Origin of the sequence: Deinococcus aetherius (genome assembly GCF_025997855.1) — a bacterium.
Taxonomy (GTDB): domain Bacteria; phylum Deinococcota; class Deinococci; order Deinococcales; family Deinococcaceae; genus Deinococcus; species Deinococcus aetherius.
Map to the genome: position 1 here is coordinate 548,350 of NZ_AP026562.1, position 19,036 is coordinate 567,385.

Genomic DNA, 19,036 nt, shown 5'->3' on the forward strand with positions numbered 1-19,036 from the left:
CATGACCGACGCCAATGACCAGTCCGCCCCCGAGACCGATCTGACCGAGGAGTCCCAGCCGGACGAGGACCGCACCGACCGGCTGAGACGCGAGATCGAGGCGGGCAATGAGGGCGAGTTGTCCGAGGAGGACTCTCGATACGCCCTGGAGCAGGGCCTGACCGAGGGCTGAGGACGGAGGGCGGCGCGTCAGATGCCCAGGCGCGCCGCCCCGCCCGTCCTGACAGGAGACCGACATGCCGCAGAACACCCAGAGGATGCCGCAAACCCACCCCAACCCCGCGAGTGTGTTCGACCAGGGCGCCCTCGCCGAGTGTATCGACGCCTGCTTCGAGTGCGCGAACGTCTGCTCGTCGTGCGCCGACGCCTGCCTGGGGGAGCGCGAGCACCTGATGCACCTCGTCCACTGCATCCGCCTCAACCTCGACTGTGCCGATGTGTGCGGCGCCACCGGCCGGGTGCTGTCCAGGCTGACGCAGCCGGACCTGAACGTGCTCCGCGCGCAACTTCAGGCCTGTCTCGCGGCGTGCAAGGCGTGTGGGGACGAGTGCGAACGGCACGCCCGCGAGATGAACATGACCCACTGCGGCGTCTGCGCCGAGTCCTGCCGCCGCTGCGAGCAGGCTTGCGGGCAACTCCTGGGGAGCATGAGCGCGGAGGGCTGATCCCGTCCGCCTCCTCAGTTCAGGGAACCGGCTGGACCGAGAGAAGGTTCCTCGCCCCAGGACGCCTGCTGTGGACTACGAAGAACAGCGTCCCGGTCGAGGTCTTTTTCTCCCTCTTCCCCTGCGGCAGACTTGCAGAGGGGTGGTGAGTGCCAATCGTCGTGCTGCCGGTCGGCAGGAACGGGTTGTTCGCCCGTTGTGCAATGGGTCTTAAGCGTCCAGGGCGCAGGCGTGGGGAGAGTACCCCACGCCCACGCCCCACGGACCCACACCCTCGCCGGTCTTACTTCTTGGTCTTGGTACTGCGCTTGCGTCCGGTCTTGGCGGAGGACGACCGCGACTGGGCGCGGGACTTGCCGAGCGCCTGCCCCTTCTCGAAGCTGGCATTCAGGCGGCGGCGGGTTTCCTCGGCCAGCGCCTTGAAGTCCAGGGCCCCGGCCTCGATGTTCTCCAGGGTGGGCTTGACCCTCGTCCGCCGCTCGCGCCCCGACGACAGTTCCTCGTTCACCCGCGCGAACCAGGCCTCGAACTCGGGGGTGGGTTCGAACACCATGTCGCGCACGTCGCGGGTGCCGGTCTCGTCGCTGCCGCGTTTGCGGTAGGTCTTGGGAAGGGTGAAGCGCCGTGGCAGTTCCGCCGCCTCCAGTTCGCCCTCCCGAACCGCGTCGCGGAACCGCTTGACGAAGGTGTCGCTCCTCTGCGGGTTGGAGAGGTTCTTGATCTGCTCGCTCAGGGTGGTGTAAGGCACGGCGAAATTCTAAAGGCCCCCGCACAACCCGAAACGGGGGCCGCTGTGCGACTTCTGTCAGATACCTTCATTTAACCTTTAAGTATGACGGCTGCCATGCGTGCCCCCCGCTACTTCGTCCTCGTCGTGGACGGCCTGCCGCTGACCCAACAGGACAACCCCGACGTGCCCGTCGTCTTCCGCGAGGAGCGCGAGGCCCTGGCGGCGGGTCATGCACTCCAGGGTGGGGACTCCCCGAAGACGGTCGTTCTGGAGGCCTACGCCGACGATTACAGCTTCGTGGGGAGCCGCCACCTTGAAAGTCCGTCCGGCCTGACCCTCCAATCCGCCAGCCAGCAGTAGCGTTGGGCGAAAGCCGGATGGTCGTCCCGCGTGAAGCGAACCGTCTCCTGCAAGGAATGAGGAGACGGTTCGCTTTGCCGGTTATGACAATGGATTTCCTGAGAGTTGCAGAAAGCAGAAGGCTGACCGGGCACGCCTTTTGCCAGGCTTTTCTCTCGACGGAGGGCAAGGCGTTCCTTGGCCTTGGGGGCGCGGCTGAGCTGGTCACACGCCCCCTCACCCGTTGCTTCGCAACGCCCTCTGTGCTTCGCAGCTTTGCAAGTCCCACGGGGGGAGCGGGGTAATAGCGCGAAAACGCCAGGTCACAGGCACATCTGCTCTGCTTCCTTCTGTCATAGACACTTTGCATCAGGTCAGGATGAACGCCTGCCTTTGACCTTCTGCCCCCTCATCATCCACTTTGGCGGGAGGTCCAACGCTGTTCAGAGGCTGCGGGCAGGCCGCACGACCTCCGGGGACCCGGGCACGCCCGTCTGCTGCCCCGGCCCGGGAACGGGTGAGCCCCCGGGTTGCCGCAGGGTGAGGGCCGCGAGGAGCAGGAAGGCGGCCCCGGTGAGTCCGGCGCACAGCAGGAAGACGGCCTGGTAGCCGAAGGCCTGCGCGAAGGCGCCCGAGACGACGCCCGACAGCACCGCGCCGACGCTGCCCGTGTTCGTGTAGAGGGTGAGCGCGGTGCCCGTGCGGCCCGGCATCAATTCCTGGAAGTACGCCATCCCCAGGGTGGTCGTGACCGCGATCACCGCCGCGCGCACGAGCTGCGCGGCGGCGAGCACCCACACCGCCGGGGCGAGGGCCAGCAGGACGAAGTACCCGGCGAAGAGGGCGAAACTCAGGGTGATCAGCCGCTCGTGCGGGACCCGGCGCGGCCACAGCGCGAAGCCGAGGATAAAGGGGATTTCGAGCAGGGCGCACAGGCCCACGAGGAACCCGACGGTGCTCTCCGGCGCGTGCAGGGCGCCCGTGACGTGCAGCGGCAGCGCGATGAAGCCCATGTTGTTCGAGATGCCGTACAACACGAAGCTCAGCGCGACGAGGGCGAGCGGTCGGCGCGCCGGCCCTGCATCTCCCGGAGGTGTGCCCGCCGAGTCGCGTTCGCTGGCCGGAGGCCTCGGCGCGGGCCGGAAGCGGGCCAGCAGCAGCGGCAGGCCGACGGTGAGGTAGCAGGCCGCCGTGGCGAGAAAGAGCCCGGTGAAGCCCAGCCTCGCCAGGATCAGCGCCGCCACCGCCGGGCCGAGCATCCAGGCCATCGAGAACACCGATCTGAGGGTGATCATGCCGCGCTCGGCGAGTTCGGGACCCGCCATCCCGAACCCGGCCCGGGCGAGCGCGAAGAGCTGCGGAAAGGCGCCCGCCCCGGTGCCCAGGAAAAGGCAGCCGATCAGAACGAGCGGCAGGTAACTCCGCGTCATACTCAGGAGCGCGAAGCCCACGGCGGCGGCGAGCACCGTGAGGAGCACCACCGCGCGGTTGCCCGGTCGGCGGTCGGACCAGCGGGCGAGCCCGGTGCTGATGAGGATGCCGCTCAGGGACACCAGGGTCATGAACACGCCCAGCGAGAGGGGCGACATGTGGGCCGCCTCGCGGGCGAAGAGGGGCAGGTAGGGCCCGGTGAACGAGGTCGCGGTGCCCAGCAGGAGCGCGGCGACGGCGAAGGGCGTGAAGTGAGGAATGTGGCGCAGGAAGCTCAGGGCACGCAGCGGGGACGTCATGGGCAGGAGGACTCCTGAAACGTGGGAGGCAACATGTAAGGCGGCGGTCAAACGACCCGGGCAGGGCCCGGGAGCCCCGCTCTGCTCGGCAGATTGAAACGGCAGGCCCACCGGAAACGGGCTCGCCGCACGCGCCGCCTACCCTACGCCCTCGCCGCCGCCGGGAAGCCGCCAATTTCGTCAATTTCCCCTGAAGTGCCGCCGCCTGTCCGGCCCGGCTGGACCGAAGAGCTTCCTGGCCGCTCCCTCACAGCGGGGCGAGGTCGGGGTAGCGGCGGATGGCCTCGTTCTCATTCAGGAACTCGCCCTCCCCGTCGGGGCTCCACACGACCTCCAGGCGGCCCAGTTGCCCCGCGTCCACGCCCGTCAGCGTCAGCAGCGCGGCCTCCACGGCCCCAGCCCCGTCGCCCGTTTCGCTGGCATAGGAGGTGTCCACCGTCGAGGCGGCGAGCGTGACGGCCAGGAAGGTGCCCCCGGTCTTGCCCTGGTAGGAGGAGTCCCGCTCCAGCCCGCCCGAGGGGTCGCCGTCCTGGTACTGGGCCGTCGTCTGCGTCTCGAAGGCGGCGCGGGCGTGGGCGGCCCAGGTGCCCACCACCTGCGCGGCCCGGGGCAGGCTGCCCACCCTTCGGCGCTCCAGCGTGCCGTGCGTCCAGTCGGACTTGTGCCGCAGCAGCAGCAGGGCACTTTCGCGCAGCAGGGTGGCGAGGGCGCCGGGCCGGTCCGGGTCGTGCCGCCGCGCGAGCCGCTGGAACTGGCGCTTGACCTCCTCGCCGTCTGCGAGCAGCAGTTGCACCTGTACCGCCTGGGGGGAGCGCCGCCGCGCCTTCCACAGGTCGATCAACGATGTGATCACCATGTAGGCGACGAGCAGCCCCATCACGAACAGGACCTCCCCCAGCGTCCAGGTGGAGTCCGAGGAGGAACTGCTCCCCGAAGCCGTGCCTGACGAGGACGCGCCCCAGGAGGAGGAGGAGGAGCCGAACGACGAGCCGAAGGAGGAGGAGGATGAGGAGCCGCTGGAGGTCGAGCTGTTCGAGGTGGAGGGTGACGTGCCGCCGAAGCCCCCACCCGACACGGCGAGGGCGCCGCCGAGGAGCCACAGCACCACGAGGAGGCCCGCGAAGAGCGAGCGGGAGGACCGTCTGGAGGAGGGGCTGGTCATGGGTTCACCTCATTGGCCCGCGCGGACCTGCCCGGCAGGCCCTCCGCGCGGGCGGACTCCTGACCTGGCGAGGGCGCCGTGCTAGTGCGTCTTTTTCCAGTCGGTGCCGAAGTCGTCCATCTGGGAGACGACCTCGGCACCCACCCTGAAGCTCAGGTTCTCGACGTCGAAGGCGATGCTGGCGTGGGTGCGGTCCCACAGGGACACGTACTCGAAGCCGCCGTCGTAGTCGAAGGCCTCGCTCCTCAGGTTCTCGATGGCCTTGGTCTGCACCTTGGGCGTCACGAGACTCAGGGTGGCATGGTACACCAGCTTGCCGTTGCCGTCATTGCCCGCCTCGGCGCGAAAGGACAGCCATGCCGGGCAGGAGGTGTAGTTCTGCCCGGCCTTGCCGAGCCCCAGGGAGGCGCCGAGGCGGTCCAGGCGGTCCTGGGCGACCTTGGTCAGGGCCTTGTCCGGTTGACCGCGCAGCAGGACCTCGGCGCGGCCGACGCACACCTGCTCCTTGCCGAAGGGTTCGAGGTTGGAGGGCGAGCGGGCAGCGAACGCGCCGGAAAGGGCGGCGAGGGCGAGGGTGGCGGGCAGGAGGGGAAGTGTTTTCATGGTGGACTCCTTGGAAGAGGGGGCGACCTACTTGAAGCGCCAGTAGACGTAGGCGCTGCCGGACCAACCGCCGTAGCTGCCGGAGCAGCCCTTGTCGCTGCCCTTGAACTTGACCGTGGCCTCCGTTCCGTAGCTGCCGTCCTGGTTGTCCGACACGATCAGCGGTTCCCGGGTGCCGTTCTTGCCGATGAAGGTCGCCTTGACCCTGTAGGTCCCGATGGGGATATCCACCGCGAGTTTGCGGCCCGGGACGGTTTTCGTTAGCACCTTGCCCGTGCTGCCGTCGATCAGCGGCCCCACCGGCGTCAGTTGCAGTTCGATCTGGTCGTCGTTCGTCGCCCAGCGGTCCTGAAAGCCGCCCTGCATCGGGGACATGGAGCCGCCGAAGTACCCCAGCTCGCTGCTGTCGTCGTCCCAGTCGGGCACGCGGCCCGAGAGCTTCCACTGGAAGTTACGGACGATGCCGTCCTTGGGAACGAAGGGGTTGTACTCGGAGGTCTTGGGCAGGGCGAGGCGGTAGCAAAATTTCTGGCCCTGGTAACGGACGCCCAGCCAGGCATAGGCCCGGTAGCCGACGGGAGGCAGGCCCTCGACCTCGTAGCGGCCCCCCTCGTCGGTCAGCACCTCGGCGACCCCGGTCGTCACGACGGGTTTGATCCAGACCGTCACGCCTTCCAGCGGCTTGCCGCGCGTGTCGAGCACCTGACCCTGGACGGTGCCCGGGCCGGGCCTGCCGGGGGCGGCGAGGGCCGGTCCCACCGTCAGCAGGGCGAGCAGGCTCGTGAGGGCCGTCTTTGTCGTTTTTTTTCCTTGCATCCGCGTCTCCTTCCGGGCGCCCACGTTCCGGCACCTGGGGTCTGAATTGACGGCAGCGTAGGAGGACCCCCATGACCCCGGCGTGATCGGTCCGGGGGCGCCTGGCGGCCTGCGGCGCTCCTTTCGAGGATGGGTGGACGCGCCGATCACAAGCCATGTCGGCAGGCGTTTTTCCTCCCAGACGACGTTTTGGCCCTCCCCCTCCCACGCCGGGGAGGGCGGCCAACTCGGGAATCACGCCCCGGTCACCCCGGGTGGCCTCGCGGGCCCGGGGAGGAGTACGCTGAATCATGAGCGCCCTGCCGTGGCACCTCCGCCTGCTCGGCACCCCCCGCCTGAGCGGCGCGAGCGGCCCAACGCTGACCCCCGAACGCAAGACGGCGGCCCTGCTCGCCCTCCTCGCGCTGGAGGGGCCCACCCCGCGCACCCGGCTGGTGAGCCTGCTGTGGCCGGAGACGCGGGAGGCGGCGGCACGCAACAACCTCGTGCAACTGCTGCGCAAGCTGCGTGCGGCGACGGGCACCGACCTCGTGGAGGGGGGAGAGGTGCTGTGCCTGTCGGGGGCGCTCGACGTGGACGCCCTGCGCGCCCGCGACGCCTTCACGCGCGGGGCGTACGGTGACCTCGCGCGCTGGGAGGGCGAACTCCTCGCGGGCCTCTCGTACGACGACTGCCCCGATCTGGCCGACTGGCTCCTCGCCGAGCGCGAACGCTGGGCCGAGTGGCGCGCGGGGGCAGCCCGCGAGGAGGCCGCGCGCCTCGAACGCGAGGGCGACTACGACGGGGCGCTGAGGCAGGCCCGGCAGCTCCTCGACCTCGACCCCGTGTCCGAGGACGCCTGGCGGAGGGTCATGCGGCTGCACTACCTGCGCGGCGACCGCGCGGCGGCCCTCGACGCCTACCGCCGCTGCGAGGCCCTGCTGCGGCGCGAGTTCGGGGTCGAGCCGCTGCCCGAGACGGTGGCCCTCGTCCTCGACATCGAGCGGGGCCGCCTGCCCGTGCCGCCGAGGGTGACGCCCCAGCCCACGATCCCCCTCGCGGTGCTGCGCCCGCCGCACCTGCTGGGCCGGGAGGGCGAGTGGGCGCGGATGGAGGAGGCGTGGGGGGCCGGGCAGGTGATCTTCGTCTGCGGCGAGCCGGGCTCGGGCAAGACCCGCCTCGCCCGTGACTTCGCGGCGAGCAAGGGGGAGGTGCTGCTCCTGGAGGGCCGCCCCGGTGACGTGGGGCAACCCTTTGCCACCGCCGCCCGCAACCTGCGCGCCCACCTCGCCCGCTGCCCGGGGGTGGTCCTCGACCCCTGGGAGCGGCGGGAACTCTCGCGCATCCTGCCCGAACTCGGGGAGGACGGGGTGGACGTGCCGCCCCTCACGAGCGAGGCGGACACCCTGCGCTTCAAGCAGGCGACCCTGAACCTCGTGCGCCGGACGAGCGAGGGGCTGGCCGCCCTTGTGACCGACGACATGCAGTATTTCGACCCGGCCTCGTACGACTTCGGGGCGTTCATGATGTCCGCCGCGTTTCCGCTGGGCCAGCTGGGGGGCTTGCCGCACTTCATCGACACGTACCGCAGGGGCGAACTTCCCGCCGACCTGGAACGCGGCGTGCGGGCCCTCGTGGACGCGGGAGTCGCGGTGGTGATCGACCTGCCGCCCCTGCCGGAGCCCGACGTGGCCGCCCTGATGGACGACCTCGGGGTGCCCGGCGACCCCGGCCTGCGCGCGGCCCTGGGACGGTACGCGGGCGGCAATCCCCTCTTCCTGCTGGAGACGGTCAAGCACCTCATCGAGACGGGGGGGCTGACGCGCGGCCTTCCCGAGCGGCTGCCGCCCCCGGGGCGGGTGGGGCCCCTTCTCGCGCGGCGGCTCGAACGCCTCTCGGGCCCGGCGCTCCAGGCGGCCCGGGCGGCAGCGGTTTTGCAGAGCGACTTCGACCTCGAACTCGTGGCGGAGGTGCTGGGAGCGCCCCTGTTCGACCTCCTCGCCGCCTGGGAGGAGCTGGAGGGGGCGCAGATCGTGCGCGGGGATCGCTTCGGGCACGACCTCGTGTACGAGGCGGTGCGGGCGGGCACCCCGCCGACGGTGGCCCGGTTGCTGCACCGCGCGGCGGCGCGGACGCTGGCCCGGCGGGACGGGCACGCCGCGCGGGTGGCCGAGCACTGGCGGGCGGGCGGGGACCCCCGGCAGGCCGTGCCGTGGCTCATGCGCGCGGCCCGGGGCGCCCAGGCCACCCTGCGTCTGCTGGAGGCCGCCGAGTTCTCCCGCCGAGCCGCCCGCGCGGCGCAGGAGGTGGGTGACCACGAGGCCGCCTTCGAGGCGCTGCGCTCGCGCACCGAGATCCTGAGTCACCTCGAAGGCCGAGCGGCGCGCGAGGAGGCGCTCGCGGAACTCCGCGCCAACGCCCGCACGCCCCTGGAACGGGCCCAGGCCGGGCAGCTCCAGTCCGAACTCCACCTCGCCTACCACGAGGCCGCCGAGACCGAGGCTGTCGCCCGGGAGGCGCTCGCGGCCTTGGCGGACGCCCCGGTGAACGACCCCGCCGTGGTGGAGCAGCGGGCGAACCTGGAGGCGGGCGTGGGAAGCGCCCTGTGGCTCCAGGGGCGAATGCCGGAGGCCTCGCAGGCCCTGCGCCGCGCGGTGGACACACTCGAACCGCTGGGCGACACGCCGGGCCTGGCCTCGAACCTCAGCAACCTCGCCGTCGTGCTCGACCACCTCGAACGCCACCGCGAGGCCGCGCCCCTGCACCGCCGCGCCTGCGAGCTGCACGAGCGGGGCGGGCGGCTCTCCGACCTCGCGGCGACCCTGCACAACCTCGCCGTGAGCCTCCTCGACCAGGGGGACCTGCGGGGCGCGCTCGCCGCCGCCCGCCGGGCGCGGGACATCGAGTCGCGCACCGACGGCGACCCGGGCGGCGCCGCCGGGAGCCACGGCAACCTCGGGCAGGTGTACGCGGGGCTGGGGCAGTACGACCTCGCGCTGCGGCACTACGCCCTGGCGCGGGCCGCCTGCCCGGAGGGGTCGTGGTACGCGGGGTACTTCCCCACCCTGGTCGCGGAGGTGTGGCTGACCCTCGGGGCGCCCGAGCGGGCCGGGGAGGAACTCGCGCTCGCCCGTGACTGGCCGGGGGTGCCGGGCACCTACCGCTCGCGCACCCTGACCGCCCTGGGAACGCTGGCGGGAGTGCGCGGCGAGGACCCCGAGGAGTGGTTCGCCGAGGCCGAGGAGGCGCTGGGCGCCGCCCCCCGCCCGCTGCCCCAGGCGCGCGTCTGGCTCGCCAGCGCCCGCTTCGCCCCGCCCGAGGAGGCCCTTTCTCTCGCCCGGGGCGCCTGTACCCTTGCCCGCGCGAACGACCTCGGCGGCGTGGAGATCGCCGCCTCGGTGCGCGCCGCCCAGGCCCTCCTCGCCCTGCGCCGCCCCGGGGAGGCCGCCACGCAGGCCCGCGCGGCCGAGGTGCTGCTGCGAACGCTCGACTCGGGCATCGTCACGCGCGGCGAGGCGCTGCTCACGCTCGCGCGGGCCCTGGCGGCGGCGGGTGAGGACGGCGCTCCCCAGGCCAGGGCCCGCGCCGAGGAGTGGGCCCGCGAGACCGCCGAGCGGCATGTGCCGCCTGAATTCCGCACCCGGTTCCTGGAGGGCCAACTCGCCCCGCCCGTCCTGTCCTGAGCGTCCCTGCTTCCCAATCACGGGCCAATCAGCCCCCCTGTCCTACCGTGGGGTGGGTCGGCCGTGTCCGGCCGTGCCAGTCCACCGCCCCAGCCCGCCCCCCGCCGAGGTTCGACCATGAACGAGTTCACCCACCCCCCGCCCTCCGAGCATGAGGTGTACCTGCTGCGCGTGTGGCACGAGCCCGACGGCAACGACCTCGTGTGGCGCGCCTCCATGCTGCTGCCGCAGAACACCGGGCGCCGCTACTTCGCCACCCCCGACGCGCTCCTCGACTTCCTGGGCGAGCGGGTCCGCGAGGAAAAGCGTCCCTGAGCCGCCCGGCGCCGGGAGTCTTACAGTCTGGCCGCTCCTTTTCCGGTGTGATGAACATGTCACGAAAGGAGCGCCATGAGCGAGTACCGGCAGGACCTGTTTCGTTACGTCGCCGAGGAGTTCGCCGAGGACTACCGCGAGGGCGAGATGCCCCGCCGCGAGTTCCTGCGCCGCAGCGTGCTGCTGGGCGGCGGCCTGGTCGGGGCGCGGGCGCTGCTCGCCACCCTGGGGGTGATGGGCGTCAGCGCCGCCGAACTCGCCGAGGCCCAGGGCGCCGCCCCCCAGAACGAGCCCGCCCGCAACTCGTATCAGGTGGACCCGCAAGACCCCGCCATCGAGGCCCGCGACCTCACCTACGAGGCGCTGGGCCGCACCAACTTCGCCTACCTCGCCCGCCCCGCCGGGGTGGCGAGCGCTCCTATCGTCATGGTGATCCACGAGAACCGGGGCCTCCAGCCGCACATCAAAGACGTGGCCCGCCGGGTCGCCAAGGCCGGGTACATCGCGCTCGCGCCCGACTTCGTGTCGCCCGAGGGAGGCACCGCCCGCTTCACCGACACCGCCCAGATTTCCGCCTTCATCGCGCGCACGCCCGCTGAGCAGCATGTCGCGCACGGGCTGGAGGCCGTGAAGGTCCTCAAGGCCCAGCCCGGCGCGCAGGCCGAACGCTTCGGCATGGTGGGTTTCTGTTGGGGCGGCGGCATGACCTGGCGCCTCTCGACGGTGCTCCCCGACCTGCGGGCCGCCGTGCCGTACTACGGCCCCTCCCCCTCCTTCGAGGACATCCCCAAAATCCGGGCGGCGGTGCTGGGCATCTACGGCGGCCTCGACAACCGCATCACGTCGAATGCCGCCCCGACCGACGCGGCTCTCACGGCGGCGGGGGTGCGCCACCAGTTCCTGATCTACCCCGGTGCCAACCACGCCTTCCACAACGACACCGGCCAGAACTACAAGCGCGACGCGGCGGAAAACGCCTGGGCGACGACCCTGGTGTGGTTCCGGCAGAACCTCTAGTGGAGTGATTCAGAGGAAGCCTGGGAGGTAGCGTTCACAGAAGCGCTTGATGTTGTCCAGAATGTCTTCCGCCGACCTCGTCCAGACGAACGGGGTCGGCGTGTCGTTCGTGCGGGCAATGAAAACTTCTATTGCCTGTTCCAGCTCATCCTTAGACTTGAAATTTCCGCGCTTCAATCGCCTGCGGCTCAACAGTGCGAACCACGACTCCACAAGATTCAGCCATGACCCGCCCGTGGGTGTGAAATGGAATTGAAAGCGAGGATGAGCCAGGACCCAGTCCTGCACCACCCTTGTTTTGTGTGTGATGTAATTGTCGAGAATGACGTGCACCTCAAGTTCCGCAGGAACTTGAGCATGAACGACGTCGAGGAAGTCCCTGAACTCGACGGCTCGATGTCGCGGGTAACACCGGCCAATGACGTGACCCACTTTGGCATCAAGAGCGGCAATCAGCGTCGTGGTGCCATGACGAACGTACTCGTGCCCGGTTCGTTCTTCCTGTCCGGGGAGCATCGGGAAGGTCGCACTGCCGCGATCCAACGCCTGAATCTGGGGCTTCTCGTCCACGCACAGCACCAACGCGCGGTCTGGTGGCACCAGGTACAGCCCCACCACGTCGCGGACCTTCTCAATCAGCAGCGGGTCGGTGGAGAGCTTGAACGAAGAGATCAGGTGGGGCCGTAAGCCAAACGCCCGCTAGATGCGGTGCACTGCACTCTGGGTCATCCCGCTCGTCTGGGCCATGCTGCGGGTACTCCAGTGCGTCGCATCGGCGGGAAGGGTATCGAGGGTGAGACGAACGACCCGTTCCACGTCGGCATCCTGAATCGTCCTGGGCGCACCGCTCTTCGGCGCGTCACTCAACCCAGCGACACGCTCGGCCGCAAACCGTCGGCGCCAAGTCCCTACGGTGTCGTCACTCAAACCAACCTGCGCGGCGATCTGGCTCAGCGTGGCTGTGGGTTGATCGGCGCTGAGCAGGATGATCTTGGCTCGCGTCGCCAGACCCCTCGGGGTCTGGCGACGACGCACCAGTGCGCTCAGGAGCTGACGTTCTTCGTCGCTCAGGATGGGCACAGGGGATGAGGGGCCACGGTGCATCGTCCACCTCCCACCTCAGCGTACCCCTCTATCTCCCAACGTTCTTCGGAATCACTCCACTAGAGGTACACCCGCCGTTTCAATGCAGTGTCGGGTGCCGCCGGGGTGGCCGTCCGCCCATCGGTCTCCCGCCTCCCCGCGATCAGGCCGGGCACCTTTCGGCGAAGACCGGGTTGCCCAGCGTATGCAGCTCGCCGTTCCCGGTGCGGATTTCGAGGTTAAGCCAGCCCCGCACCTCGCCCTCCCACCGGAGCTGCCCCTCGCCCTCGATGGAGACGGCCTCGCGCGCCCCATCCGCCACCCAGATCAGGGTGCTTCCTTCGGGCACGACCGACCAGCGCGCCCGGGCCAGCCATCGCCCGCCCGGGGCCGTGCTGCCCAGGGGGACCGGCCCGGCGGGGGAACGCACCTCAAGGTCGAGCCCGGCGCCGCGGCTCAGGTAGGTCTGTCCCGCGCGGAGCTGGGCGAGCAGGGCCACGCCGTCCCACACTCGCGGGGTGAACGTGAAGCCGTGTCCGGGATCGTAGTTGGGACCGTGCGCGTCGGTCCCTGCGGTGGCGATCACCCGGTGGCCGCGGGTGAGCAGCGCGTACCAGTACGCCAGGGCCCGCTCGTTGTGGTCCCCCCGCCATGGCCCGTTCCACACCTCCAGATGGGCGGCCCCCTCGGGCCGCAGGTCGAAATACGTCCAGGTGCAGCCCGTACAGATGGGGTCGCCGGGCGCGAAGGGGTGGGCCAGGGTGAACACGCCTCCAGACTGCGTGACGTCTGAGGCGAGTTCCGCCATGCCGCAGCCAAGTTCGGGTGCGGTCCAGTCGGGGCAGTCCTCCACGCCGAGGGCGACCGCGTGGCCGTAGAACGTCGTGAGTTCCACGCCGGGGAGCTGGAGCAGGTGGGGCGCGGCCCCGCCCAGCACCGCCCGCCCGCTCGTGGTGTTGTGGTCCGTCAGGGCCAGGAAGTCCAGACCGCGCGCCGTGGCGGCCCGCGCAAGTTCGGAGACCGTCCAGCGGGCATCAGAGTGGTTCGAGTGGCAGTGCAGGTCGCCCATCATCCAGGCGCCCGGGGTGCGCTCGTTCGCGGGGATGACCGGGTCAGTGGGTGCGAGCGCGGGCGGTTCGTTCAGGGCCGTCACGACGAGTTCCCCGTGCGTGCCCTGCGCGACGAGGTGGGTGTGCAGGGTGACCTCCCACCTGCCCGGCGTGATCGCCCCGGGCAGGAAGCCCGGCGTGGCGAAGTGCTCGCCCAGCACGGCCTCGTGACGGGTGCCGTGTCGGTGCCCCGCGCCCCGGAATCCAGCAGGGCCGCGCAGGCTGAAGTTGATCATGCTCCGCACCTCGCCGCCGCCCGGCGGCCCAAACTCCCACTCGACGCGCAGGCCCGACGCCCCCTCGGGACACGTGAAGGAAAAGGGCAGGTGACGCTTGCTGTCGGGGAGCGTCAGGTGGACCCGTTCGTGCAGCAGCGCGGTCATGGGGCCAGCCTGACGACAGGCTGTCAGCCTTAGGTCGGCCTGACGCCGACCTGACCGGCAGCAAATCTCCAGCAGACACGGCAGAACTACAAAGGGGTCATGAAGAAATTCATGGTGGGAATGGCCGTGGCCGCCGCTCTCGCGCTGGGCGCACATGTCGCCGCGCAGCGTAGCCCCGTCACGCTCAACGTCTACTCGGAGGGTGACGTGAACGTGCAGGACCTGTGGCAAAAGAGCCTCATCCCCATGTACCAGAAGGCGAATCCGAACGTGCGCCTCAACCTGGTGTTCTCCTCGCACGGGGCGGGCAACCAGTCCACCCTCGACCGGATGGCCGCCGCGCAGAAGGCGGGCAAGGTCTCGGGCGTGGACCTGCTGGAAGGCCCGGTGGACGACGCGGGCGCGGCGGGCCTGATGGACAAGCTCGACGCGAAAAAGGTGCCCAACCTCACCCGCACCGACCCCAAGGTCGTCCAGCGCGTGCAGGGCTACGGGGTGCCGTACCGCGGCAGCAGCGTGGTCCTCGCCTACGACAGCACGAAGGTCAAGAACCCGCCCCGCACCCTCCCCGCGCTTCTCGACTGGATCAACAAGAACCCCGGGCAGTTCACCTACAACACGCCGGACACGGGGGGCAGCGGCAACGCCTTCGTGACGCGCCTGCTGCGCACCGGCATCTCGGCGAAGGACAGCGACCTGTTCGAGACGGATTACGATCCGGCTATGGAAAAGCAGTGGGACAAGGGCTTCGCCACCCTCAAGGCCCTGGCGCCCAAGCTCTACGGCGGCGGGCAGTACAGCAAGAACAACGTCGAGACGCTGCAACTCCTGGGCAAGGGCGCGATCACGATGGGGCCGGTGTGGTCGGACATGGGCCTGAGTTACCTCAAGCAGGGCCTGCTGCCCGACACCATCAAGCTCACCCAGATCGACCCGCCCCTCTACGGCGGCGCCTCGTACGTGGGCGTGGCGAAGGACAGCCCCAACAAGGCGGCGGCCTACGCCTTCCTGAACTGGCTGCTCACCCCCGGGGTGCAGGCGGTTGTGGTGGACCGGATGAACGGGTATCCCGGCGTCAAGCTCCAGTACATGGGCAAGGACGTGCAGGCGAAGTTCGGAGACATTGCGGGGGATTTCAGCTTCGGCTTCAGTTCCAAGTTCGGCGCGGACATGAACCGCCTGTGGTACGAGCGGGTGGCGGGCACGCCGCAGCCCCAACAACGCTGAACTCCCTCCCCAAGGGGCCGCCTCGTCGCGGCCTCCTCGCCCCTTGTGGAGACCGGAAGAAATGAGCCGAGCCGTTCGCGTCCCGCCCGCCTCTGACGGAGAGGCTTCCCACCGTCGCCGCGAGGCCCTGTGGGGTCTCCTGTTCGTCCTGCCCCCCCTCGCGGTGCTCGTCACACTCGTCGTGCTGCCCGCCCTGGACGCCGTGCGCTTCTCGCTGGGACTGGTGCCCGCCGACAACGTGTCCTACACGAGCGGCCTGAACCTTGTCCGCAGCGACGTGCCCACCTTGCAGGTCTTTCGGGACCTCTTCGCCAACCCCGTGTTCGGGCGCAACCTGAGCCTGACCCTGTTCGTGACCTTCGCCTCCATGCTCCTCCTCGCCGTGCTGAGCTACGCCCTGGCGCTGTACGGCCGCTTCGGGGTAGGGCGCCTGCGAAGCATTGCGCGCACCCTCGCCCTCCTGCCGATGTTCGTGCCGGGCGTGATCGCCGCCTACGCCCTGATCACTTTCTACGGCGACAACGGGCTGTTCGAGGCGATGCTGGGCCGTGTGGGCCTCCCCTACGAGACGGTCGTGCGCCGCGACTGGGGCGTCGTGCTGGGTTCGGTGTGGACCGGGGTGCCCTTCGCGGTCCTGATGCTGTCGAGCGGTCTCGACGCCGTGTCCGAGGAGCAGATCGAGGCGGCGCGCGACGCGGGGGCGGGCTTCTGGACCGTGCTGTGGCGGGTCGTGCTGCCGCTCAACCTGGTGCCCCTCTTGATCGTCCTCACCTTCACCTTCATCGGGGTGTTCGGCAGCTTCACGGTGCCGTACCTGCTGGGTCCGACCTCGCCGCAGATGCTGGGCGTGAGCATGCAGCTCTACTTCGGGTCGTTCCGGCAGCCGCAGGTCGCGGTGGCGATGGCGGTGTTCAGCTTCGTGGTCTGTGCCTTCGCGGGCGCCCTCTATGTGCTGGCGACCACTCGTCAGCAGGGGCGGCGGGCGTGATCTCGCCCACGTGGTTCCTGCGCTCGGCGCCGCTGCGGCGGTCGCTCGCCCTGATCTTCGTCCTCGCCTTCGGGGCCTTCCTGCTGCTGCCGCTGTGGACGCTCCTGCTGTGGGCGGTCGCGGAGCGGTGGAACTTCCCGGGGCTTGTGCCCCAGCAGTTCGGGCTGAGGTGGTGGACCTGGGTGTTCCAGAACGCGGACGTGTCGAAGGCGGCCTTCTGGAGCTTTACCACTGCGCCGACCGTCACGCTCCTCGCGGCCCTGATCTGCCTGCCCGCCGCGTACGCCTTCGCGCGCTTCGAGTTTCCGCTCAAGCGGCCCTTCTACGTGGCTTTGCTCGCCGCGAACGCCTTTCCCCGCATCGGGCTGTACATCGCCATCGCGGCCTTCTTCTTCCGCTTCGGCCTGATCGGGACCTTCTGGGGCGTCGTGCTCGTGCAGCTCATGAATACCCTGGTGGTGATGACCTGGATTCCGGCGGCGGCCTTTGCCGCCGTGCCGCGTGAGATGGAGGAGGCGGCGCGCGACGTGGGCGCCTCGCCGCTGCAGGTCTTTTTCACGGTGACGCTGCCCATTGCGCTCCCCGGCATCCTGGTCGCGCTGATCCTGACCTTCCTGGGCTCGCTCGACGAGGCGCAGGCGACCCTGATCGTGGGCGCGCCCGACGTGACGACCCTGCCGGTGCTGATGTACACGCTGGTATCGAGCTACCCCGAGCCGGTGGGGGCGGTCTTCAGCGTGCTGCTGGCCGCGCCGTCGGTGATTCTGCTCGTCGTGGCGCGGCGCTACCTGCTCGCGGGCTACCTCGCGGCGGGCTTCAAGGGAGGCTGAAGTGGCGGAGATCGTGTTCGACGGCATCACCAAGACCTACGCCGGGCGCGCGGCGGTGCGGAACCTGAACCTGCGCGTGGGGAGCGGCGAACTCCTGTGCCTGCTGGGTCCCTCGGGCTGCGGCAAGACGACCAGCCTGCGGATGCTGGCAGGCTTCGTCACGCCGGACGCGGGGGACATCCGGCTGGACGGGGGGAGCCTGCTGAGGCTCGGCCCGGAGGCGCGGCCCACCGCGATGGTGTTTCAGCGCTACACGCTGTGGCCGCACATGAACGTCTTTCACAACGTCGCCTTCGGGTTGAAGCTGCGCCGGGTGCCCGCCCGCGAGGTGGTGCGCCGGGTGGGGCGGGCGCTGGCCCTCGTCGGCCTGCCCGGCTACGAACTCCGCCTGCCCGCGCAACTCTCGGGGGGGCAGCAGCAGCGGGTCGCGCTCGCCCGCGCCCTGGTGATCGAGCCGCGGGTGCTCCTCCTCGACGAGCCGCTCTCCAGCCTCGACGCGAAGCTGCGCGCGGGGCTGCGGCAGGAGATCAGGGGCATCGTGCGCGAGCTGGGCATCACGACCGTGTTCGTGACCCACGACCAGGAGGAGGCCCTGAGCGTGGCCGACCGCATCGCGGTGATGCGGGACGGTGACCTGGAGCAGGTCGCGCCGCCGGGGATGCTGTATGCCCAACCCACGACCCGCTTCGTCGCCGACTTCATCGGGCAGATGAACTTCCTGCCGGGCGTGGTCTCCGGGCGGGAGGTGCGGGCGGGCGAGCTGCACTTCGCGGTGGACGGCGACCTGGGTCTGGGCGGTCCGGTCGAGGTAGCCGTGCGCCCCGAGGACTTCGCCTTCGGCCCCGGTGGGGCGCCCGCGCAGGTGCTGGGCGTGGCTGACCTGGGGCACTACCGCGAGGTGCGGGCCCGGCTGGGCGAGGGGGCGGTGAGCGTCTTCGTCGGCAAGGGGGAGGCGGCCCCGGCGAGTGGGGCCGGGTTGCACGTGCGCCGGGCCCTGCTGTACGCGGGCGGTCGCCTCGTCGGCGAGGCGCGGCCCGTCGGGGCGCTCGCAGCGGAGCGGAGGTGACCGTGAGGCCCCTGCGGACCACCGCACCCTACCTGTTGGAGCGGCTCGCGGGCGGCGTGCTGCGAACCGCCCATCGCGGCGCCCCCCGTCTCGCTCCCGACAACACGCTGGAGGCGGTGCGGGCCGCCACTGCCTTTCCGGTCGACTTCGTGGAGGTGGACGTGCACCTCACGGCGGACGGGCACCTCCTGCTGTGGCACGACGACGCGCTCATCACGCCCGGCGGCCTGTTTCCTATCCGGGAGCACTCGCTGGCGGAACTGCGGGCCCTGGGCCTGCCCGACGGGACCCTCGCCACCCTGCCCGAGGCCGTCGAGACGGTGCGCGGGCACTGTGGCCTGATGATCGACCTCAAGGCCCCGGACCTCCACAGCGCCGTGGAGCGGGACGTGCGCGCGGCCGGGTTCGACGACGTGCTGGTGTGCGGCGGCTTCGCGGACAGCCTGGCTTACCTCGAGGCCGCTCTTCCAAACGTGGCGGTGTCCCTCACGCCGGACGGGGCGGAGTACCGCGACCTCGCCGGGGTGCTCACTCGCCAGCCGCACCTCGACGCCCTCACGGTGTACTGGCGGGTGGTCGGACCGCGCCTGATGAACGCCGCACGGGAGGTAGGTGCTCTCGTGCTCGCCTGGACAGTGGATCACCCTCACATCGCCGACCACGTGCTCGCCCAGGGGGTCCACGGCCTCACGAGCAACAACCATGAATTGCTCACGTCGCTTCGCGCGGAGCGGGCGGGCAGCGGGGTGGGTTGAGGGAGCCGTTCACAGGTGACACGCCCAGGTTCTGGCAAGTTGTTGGCTTCCAGAAAGCAGAGGGGGTGTGGGAAGGCAGGCGGCGTGAAGTTCAGGCTGCCTGCCACACCATCTCCTGTCAGGTCTCGAAGGCGGCTTGTTGATGGTGCCGACGGTGGCCTGCGAGAAGTGAGGGTCAGTCCCTGCCCAGGCCCCACCGTGAGAGCAGCCCCGTCCCCTTCTGCGGTGGGCCCTGCGGCTCCGGCTCAGGGGTGACGGTGTGGGGTTGCCCGGCTGGGCCCAGATGCGCGGAGGCTTCCCGGCCTCCACCGCTTCCCGGTAAGCGAGCAGGCTCTCGACGGTCACGCGGGCCGTCCGGGCCTTGGGATACACCCGGCGCAACTTGCCCTCGGCGACGAGGTAGCGCACCGAGCGGGGGGAGAGGGCGAGGTAAGTGGCAGCCTCGGCGTCCTTTCCTGGCCGTTGTCATACCCGCCAGCGGACAAACTGGCTGTCCTGTCAGCCGGAAGGTCAGAAAGTCAGCCAACAGGATGGCCTACATCCATCACACTAGTCG

General features: G+C 70.2%; 17 protein-coding genes and 1 pseudogene. 11 read left to right on the top strand and 7 right to left on the bottom strand.

The window, feature by feature from the left end:
• The first annotated feature begins 1 nt into the window (after position 1).
• Both DAETH_RS22195 and DAETH_RS22200 read left to right on the top strand, forming a co-directional pair.
• Positions 2–172 (top strand): hypothetical protein, encoded by a 171-nt coding sequence (locus DAETH_RS22195; RefSeq protein ID WP_264778288.1) that lies wholly within the window; start codon positions 2–4, stop codon positions 170–172.
• A 64-nt stretch (positions 173–236) separates the two neighbouring features.
• Positions 237–665: a four-helix bundle copper-binding protein gene (locus DAETH_RS22200; RefSeq protein ID WP_264778289.1), complete on the top strand. Its 429-nt coding sequence runs from the start codon at positions 237–239 to the stop codon at positions 663–665.
• Positions 666–948: 283 nt separating this feature from the next.
• Here the strand turns inward: DAETH_RS22200 and DAETH_RS22205 are convergent, their stop codons facing one another.
• On the bottom strand, positions 949–1,413 hold the full coding sequence (locus DAETH_RS22205) for a hypothetical protein (RefSeq protein WP_264778290.1): 465 nt from the start codon (positions 1,411–1,413) through the stop codon (positions 949–951).
• An 84-nt stretch (positions 1,414–1,497) separates the two neighbouring features.
• Here DAETH_RS22205 and DAETH_RS22210 point away from each other — a divergent pair, with 84 nt between their 5' ends.
• Positions 1,498–1,755 (top strand): hypothetical protein, encoded by a 258-nt coding sequence (locus DAETH_RS22210; protein WP_264778291.1) that lies wholly within the window; start codon positions 1,498–1,500, stop codon positions 1,753–1,755.
• Between the two features lie 422 nt (positions 1,756–2,177).
• Here DAETH_RS22210 and DAETH_RS22215 read toward each other — a convergent pair whose 3' ends face one another.
• From DAETH_RS22215 to DAETH_RS22230, 4 genes are all read right to left on the bottom strand, one after another.
• Positions 2,178–3,464 (bottom strand): sugar efflux transporter, encoded by a 1,287-nt coding sequence (locus DAETH_RS22215; RefSeq protein ID WP_264778292.1) that lies wholly within the window; start codon positions 3,462–3,464, stop codon positions 2,178–2,180.
• Between the two features lie 247 nt (positions 3,465–3,711).
• Complete coding sequence (locus DAETH_RS22220) at positions 3,712–4,626, bottom strand: DUF1517 domain-containing protein (RefSeq protein WP_264778293.1); 915 nt, start codon at positions 4,624–4,626, stop codon at positions 3,712–3,714.
• Positions 4,627–4,707: 81 nt separating this feature from the next.
• The gene (locus DAETH_RS22225; RefSeq protein WP_264778294.1) at positions 4,708–5,229 is read right to left on the bottom strand and encodes a hypothetical protein; all 522 of its coding nucleotides are present in this window, start codon (positions 5,227–5,229) and stop codon (positions 4,708–4,710) included.
• Positions 5,230–5,256: 27 nt separating this feature from the next.
• On the bottom strand, positions 5,257–6,045 hold the full coding sequence (locus DAETH_RS22230; RefSeq protein ID WP_264778295.1) for a carboxypeptidase-like regulatory domain-containing protein: 789 nt from the start codon (positions 6,043–6,045) through the stop codon (positions 5,257–5,259).
• A gap of 290 nt (positions 6,046–6,335) precedes the next feature.
• Between DAETH_RS22230 and DAETH_RS22235 the strand changes: the two genes are divergently transcribed.
• The 3 genes from DAETH_RS22235 (at position 6,336) to DAETH_RS22245 (ending at position 11,039) form a co-directional block, all read left to right on the top strand.
• A complete protein-coding gene (locus tag DAETH_RS22235) occupies positions 6,336–9,707 on the top strand; it encodes an ATP-binding protein (protein ID WP_264778296.1) in 3,372 nt (1,123 codons plus the stop codon).
• 117 nt (positions 9,708–9,824) lie between these two features.
• The gene (locus DAETH_RS22240; RefSeq protein ID WP_264778297.1) at positions 9,825–10,022 is read left to right on the top strand and encodes a hypothetical protein; all 198 of its coding nucleotides are present in this window, start codon (positions 9,825–9,827) and stop codon (positions 10,020–10,022) included.
• A 75-nt stretch (positions 10,023–10,097) separates the two neighbouring features.
• Entirely contained in the window at positions 10,098–11,039 is a 942-nt protein-coding gene (locus DAETH_RS22245; RefSeq protein WP_264778298.1) for a dienelactone hydrolase family protein, read from the top strand.
• Positions 11,040–11,048: 9 nt separating this feature from the next.
• Here DAETH_RS22245 and DAETH_RS22250 read toward each other — a convergent pair.
• Together DAETH_RS22250 and DAETH_RS22255 are read right to left on the bottom strand one after the other, a co-directional pair.
• Positions 11,049–12,143 (bottom strand): annotated as a pseudogene (locus DAETH_RS22250) (IS630 family transposase).
• A 142-nt stretch (positions 12,144–12,285) separates the two neighbouring features.
• Positions 12,286–13,614, bottom strand: coding sequence for a CehA/McbA family metallohydrolase (locus DAETH_RS22255; RefSeq protein ID WP_264778299.1), 1,329 nt, complete (start codon positions 13,612–13,614; stop codon positions 12,286–12,288).
• 99 nt (positions 13,615–13,713) lie between these two features.
• Here DAETH_RS22255 and DAETH_RS22260 point away from each other — a divergent pair, with 99 nt between their 5' ends.
• From DAETH_RS22260 to DAETH_RS22280, 5 genes are all read left to right on the top strand, one after another.
• A complete protein-coding gene (locus DAETH_RS22260; RefSeq protein ID WP_264778300.1) occupies positions 13,714–14,841 on the top strand; it encodes an extracellular solute-binding protein in 1,128 nt (375 codons plus the stop codon).
• Positions 14,842–14,902: 61 nt separating this feature from the next.
• Entirely contained in the window at positions 14,903–15,829 is a 927-nt protein-coding gene (locus DAETH_RS22265; protein ID WP_264778301.1) for an ABC transporter permease, read from the top strand.
• The gene (locus DAETH_RS22270; protein WP_264778302.1) at positions 15,826–16,659 is read left to right on the top strand and encodes an ABC transporter permease; all 834 of its coding nucleotides are present in this window, start codon (positions 15,826–15,828) and stop codon (positions 16,657–16,659) included. Before DAETH_RS22265 ends, DAETH_RS22270 begins: the two co-directional genes overlap by 4 nt.
• A gap of 1 nt (position 16,660) precedes the next feature.
• Positions 16,661–17,725 carry an ABC transporter ATP-binding protein gene (locus DAETH_RS22275; RefSeq protein ID WP_264778303.1) on the top strand — a complete coding sequence of 355 codons (1,065 nt, stop codon included), beginning with the start codon at positions 16,661–16,663 and terminating at the stop codon, positions 17,723–17,725.
• A gap of 2 nt (positions 17,726–17,727) precedes the next feature.
• On the top strand, positions 17,728–18,480 hold the full coding sequence (locus tag DAETH_RS22280) for a glycerophosphodiester phosphodiesterase (RefSeq protein ID WP_264778304.1): 753 nt from the start codon (positions 17,728–17,730) through the stop codon (positions 18,478–18,480).
• Positions 18,481–19,036: the final 556 nt, after the last annotated feature.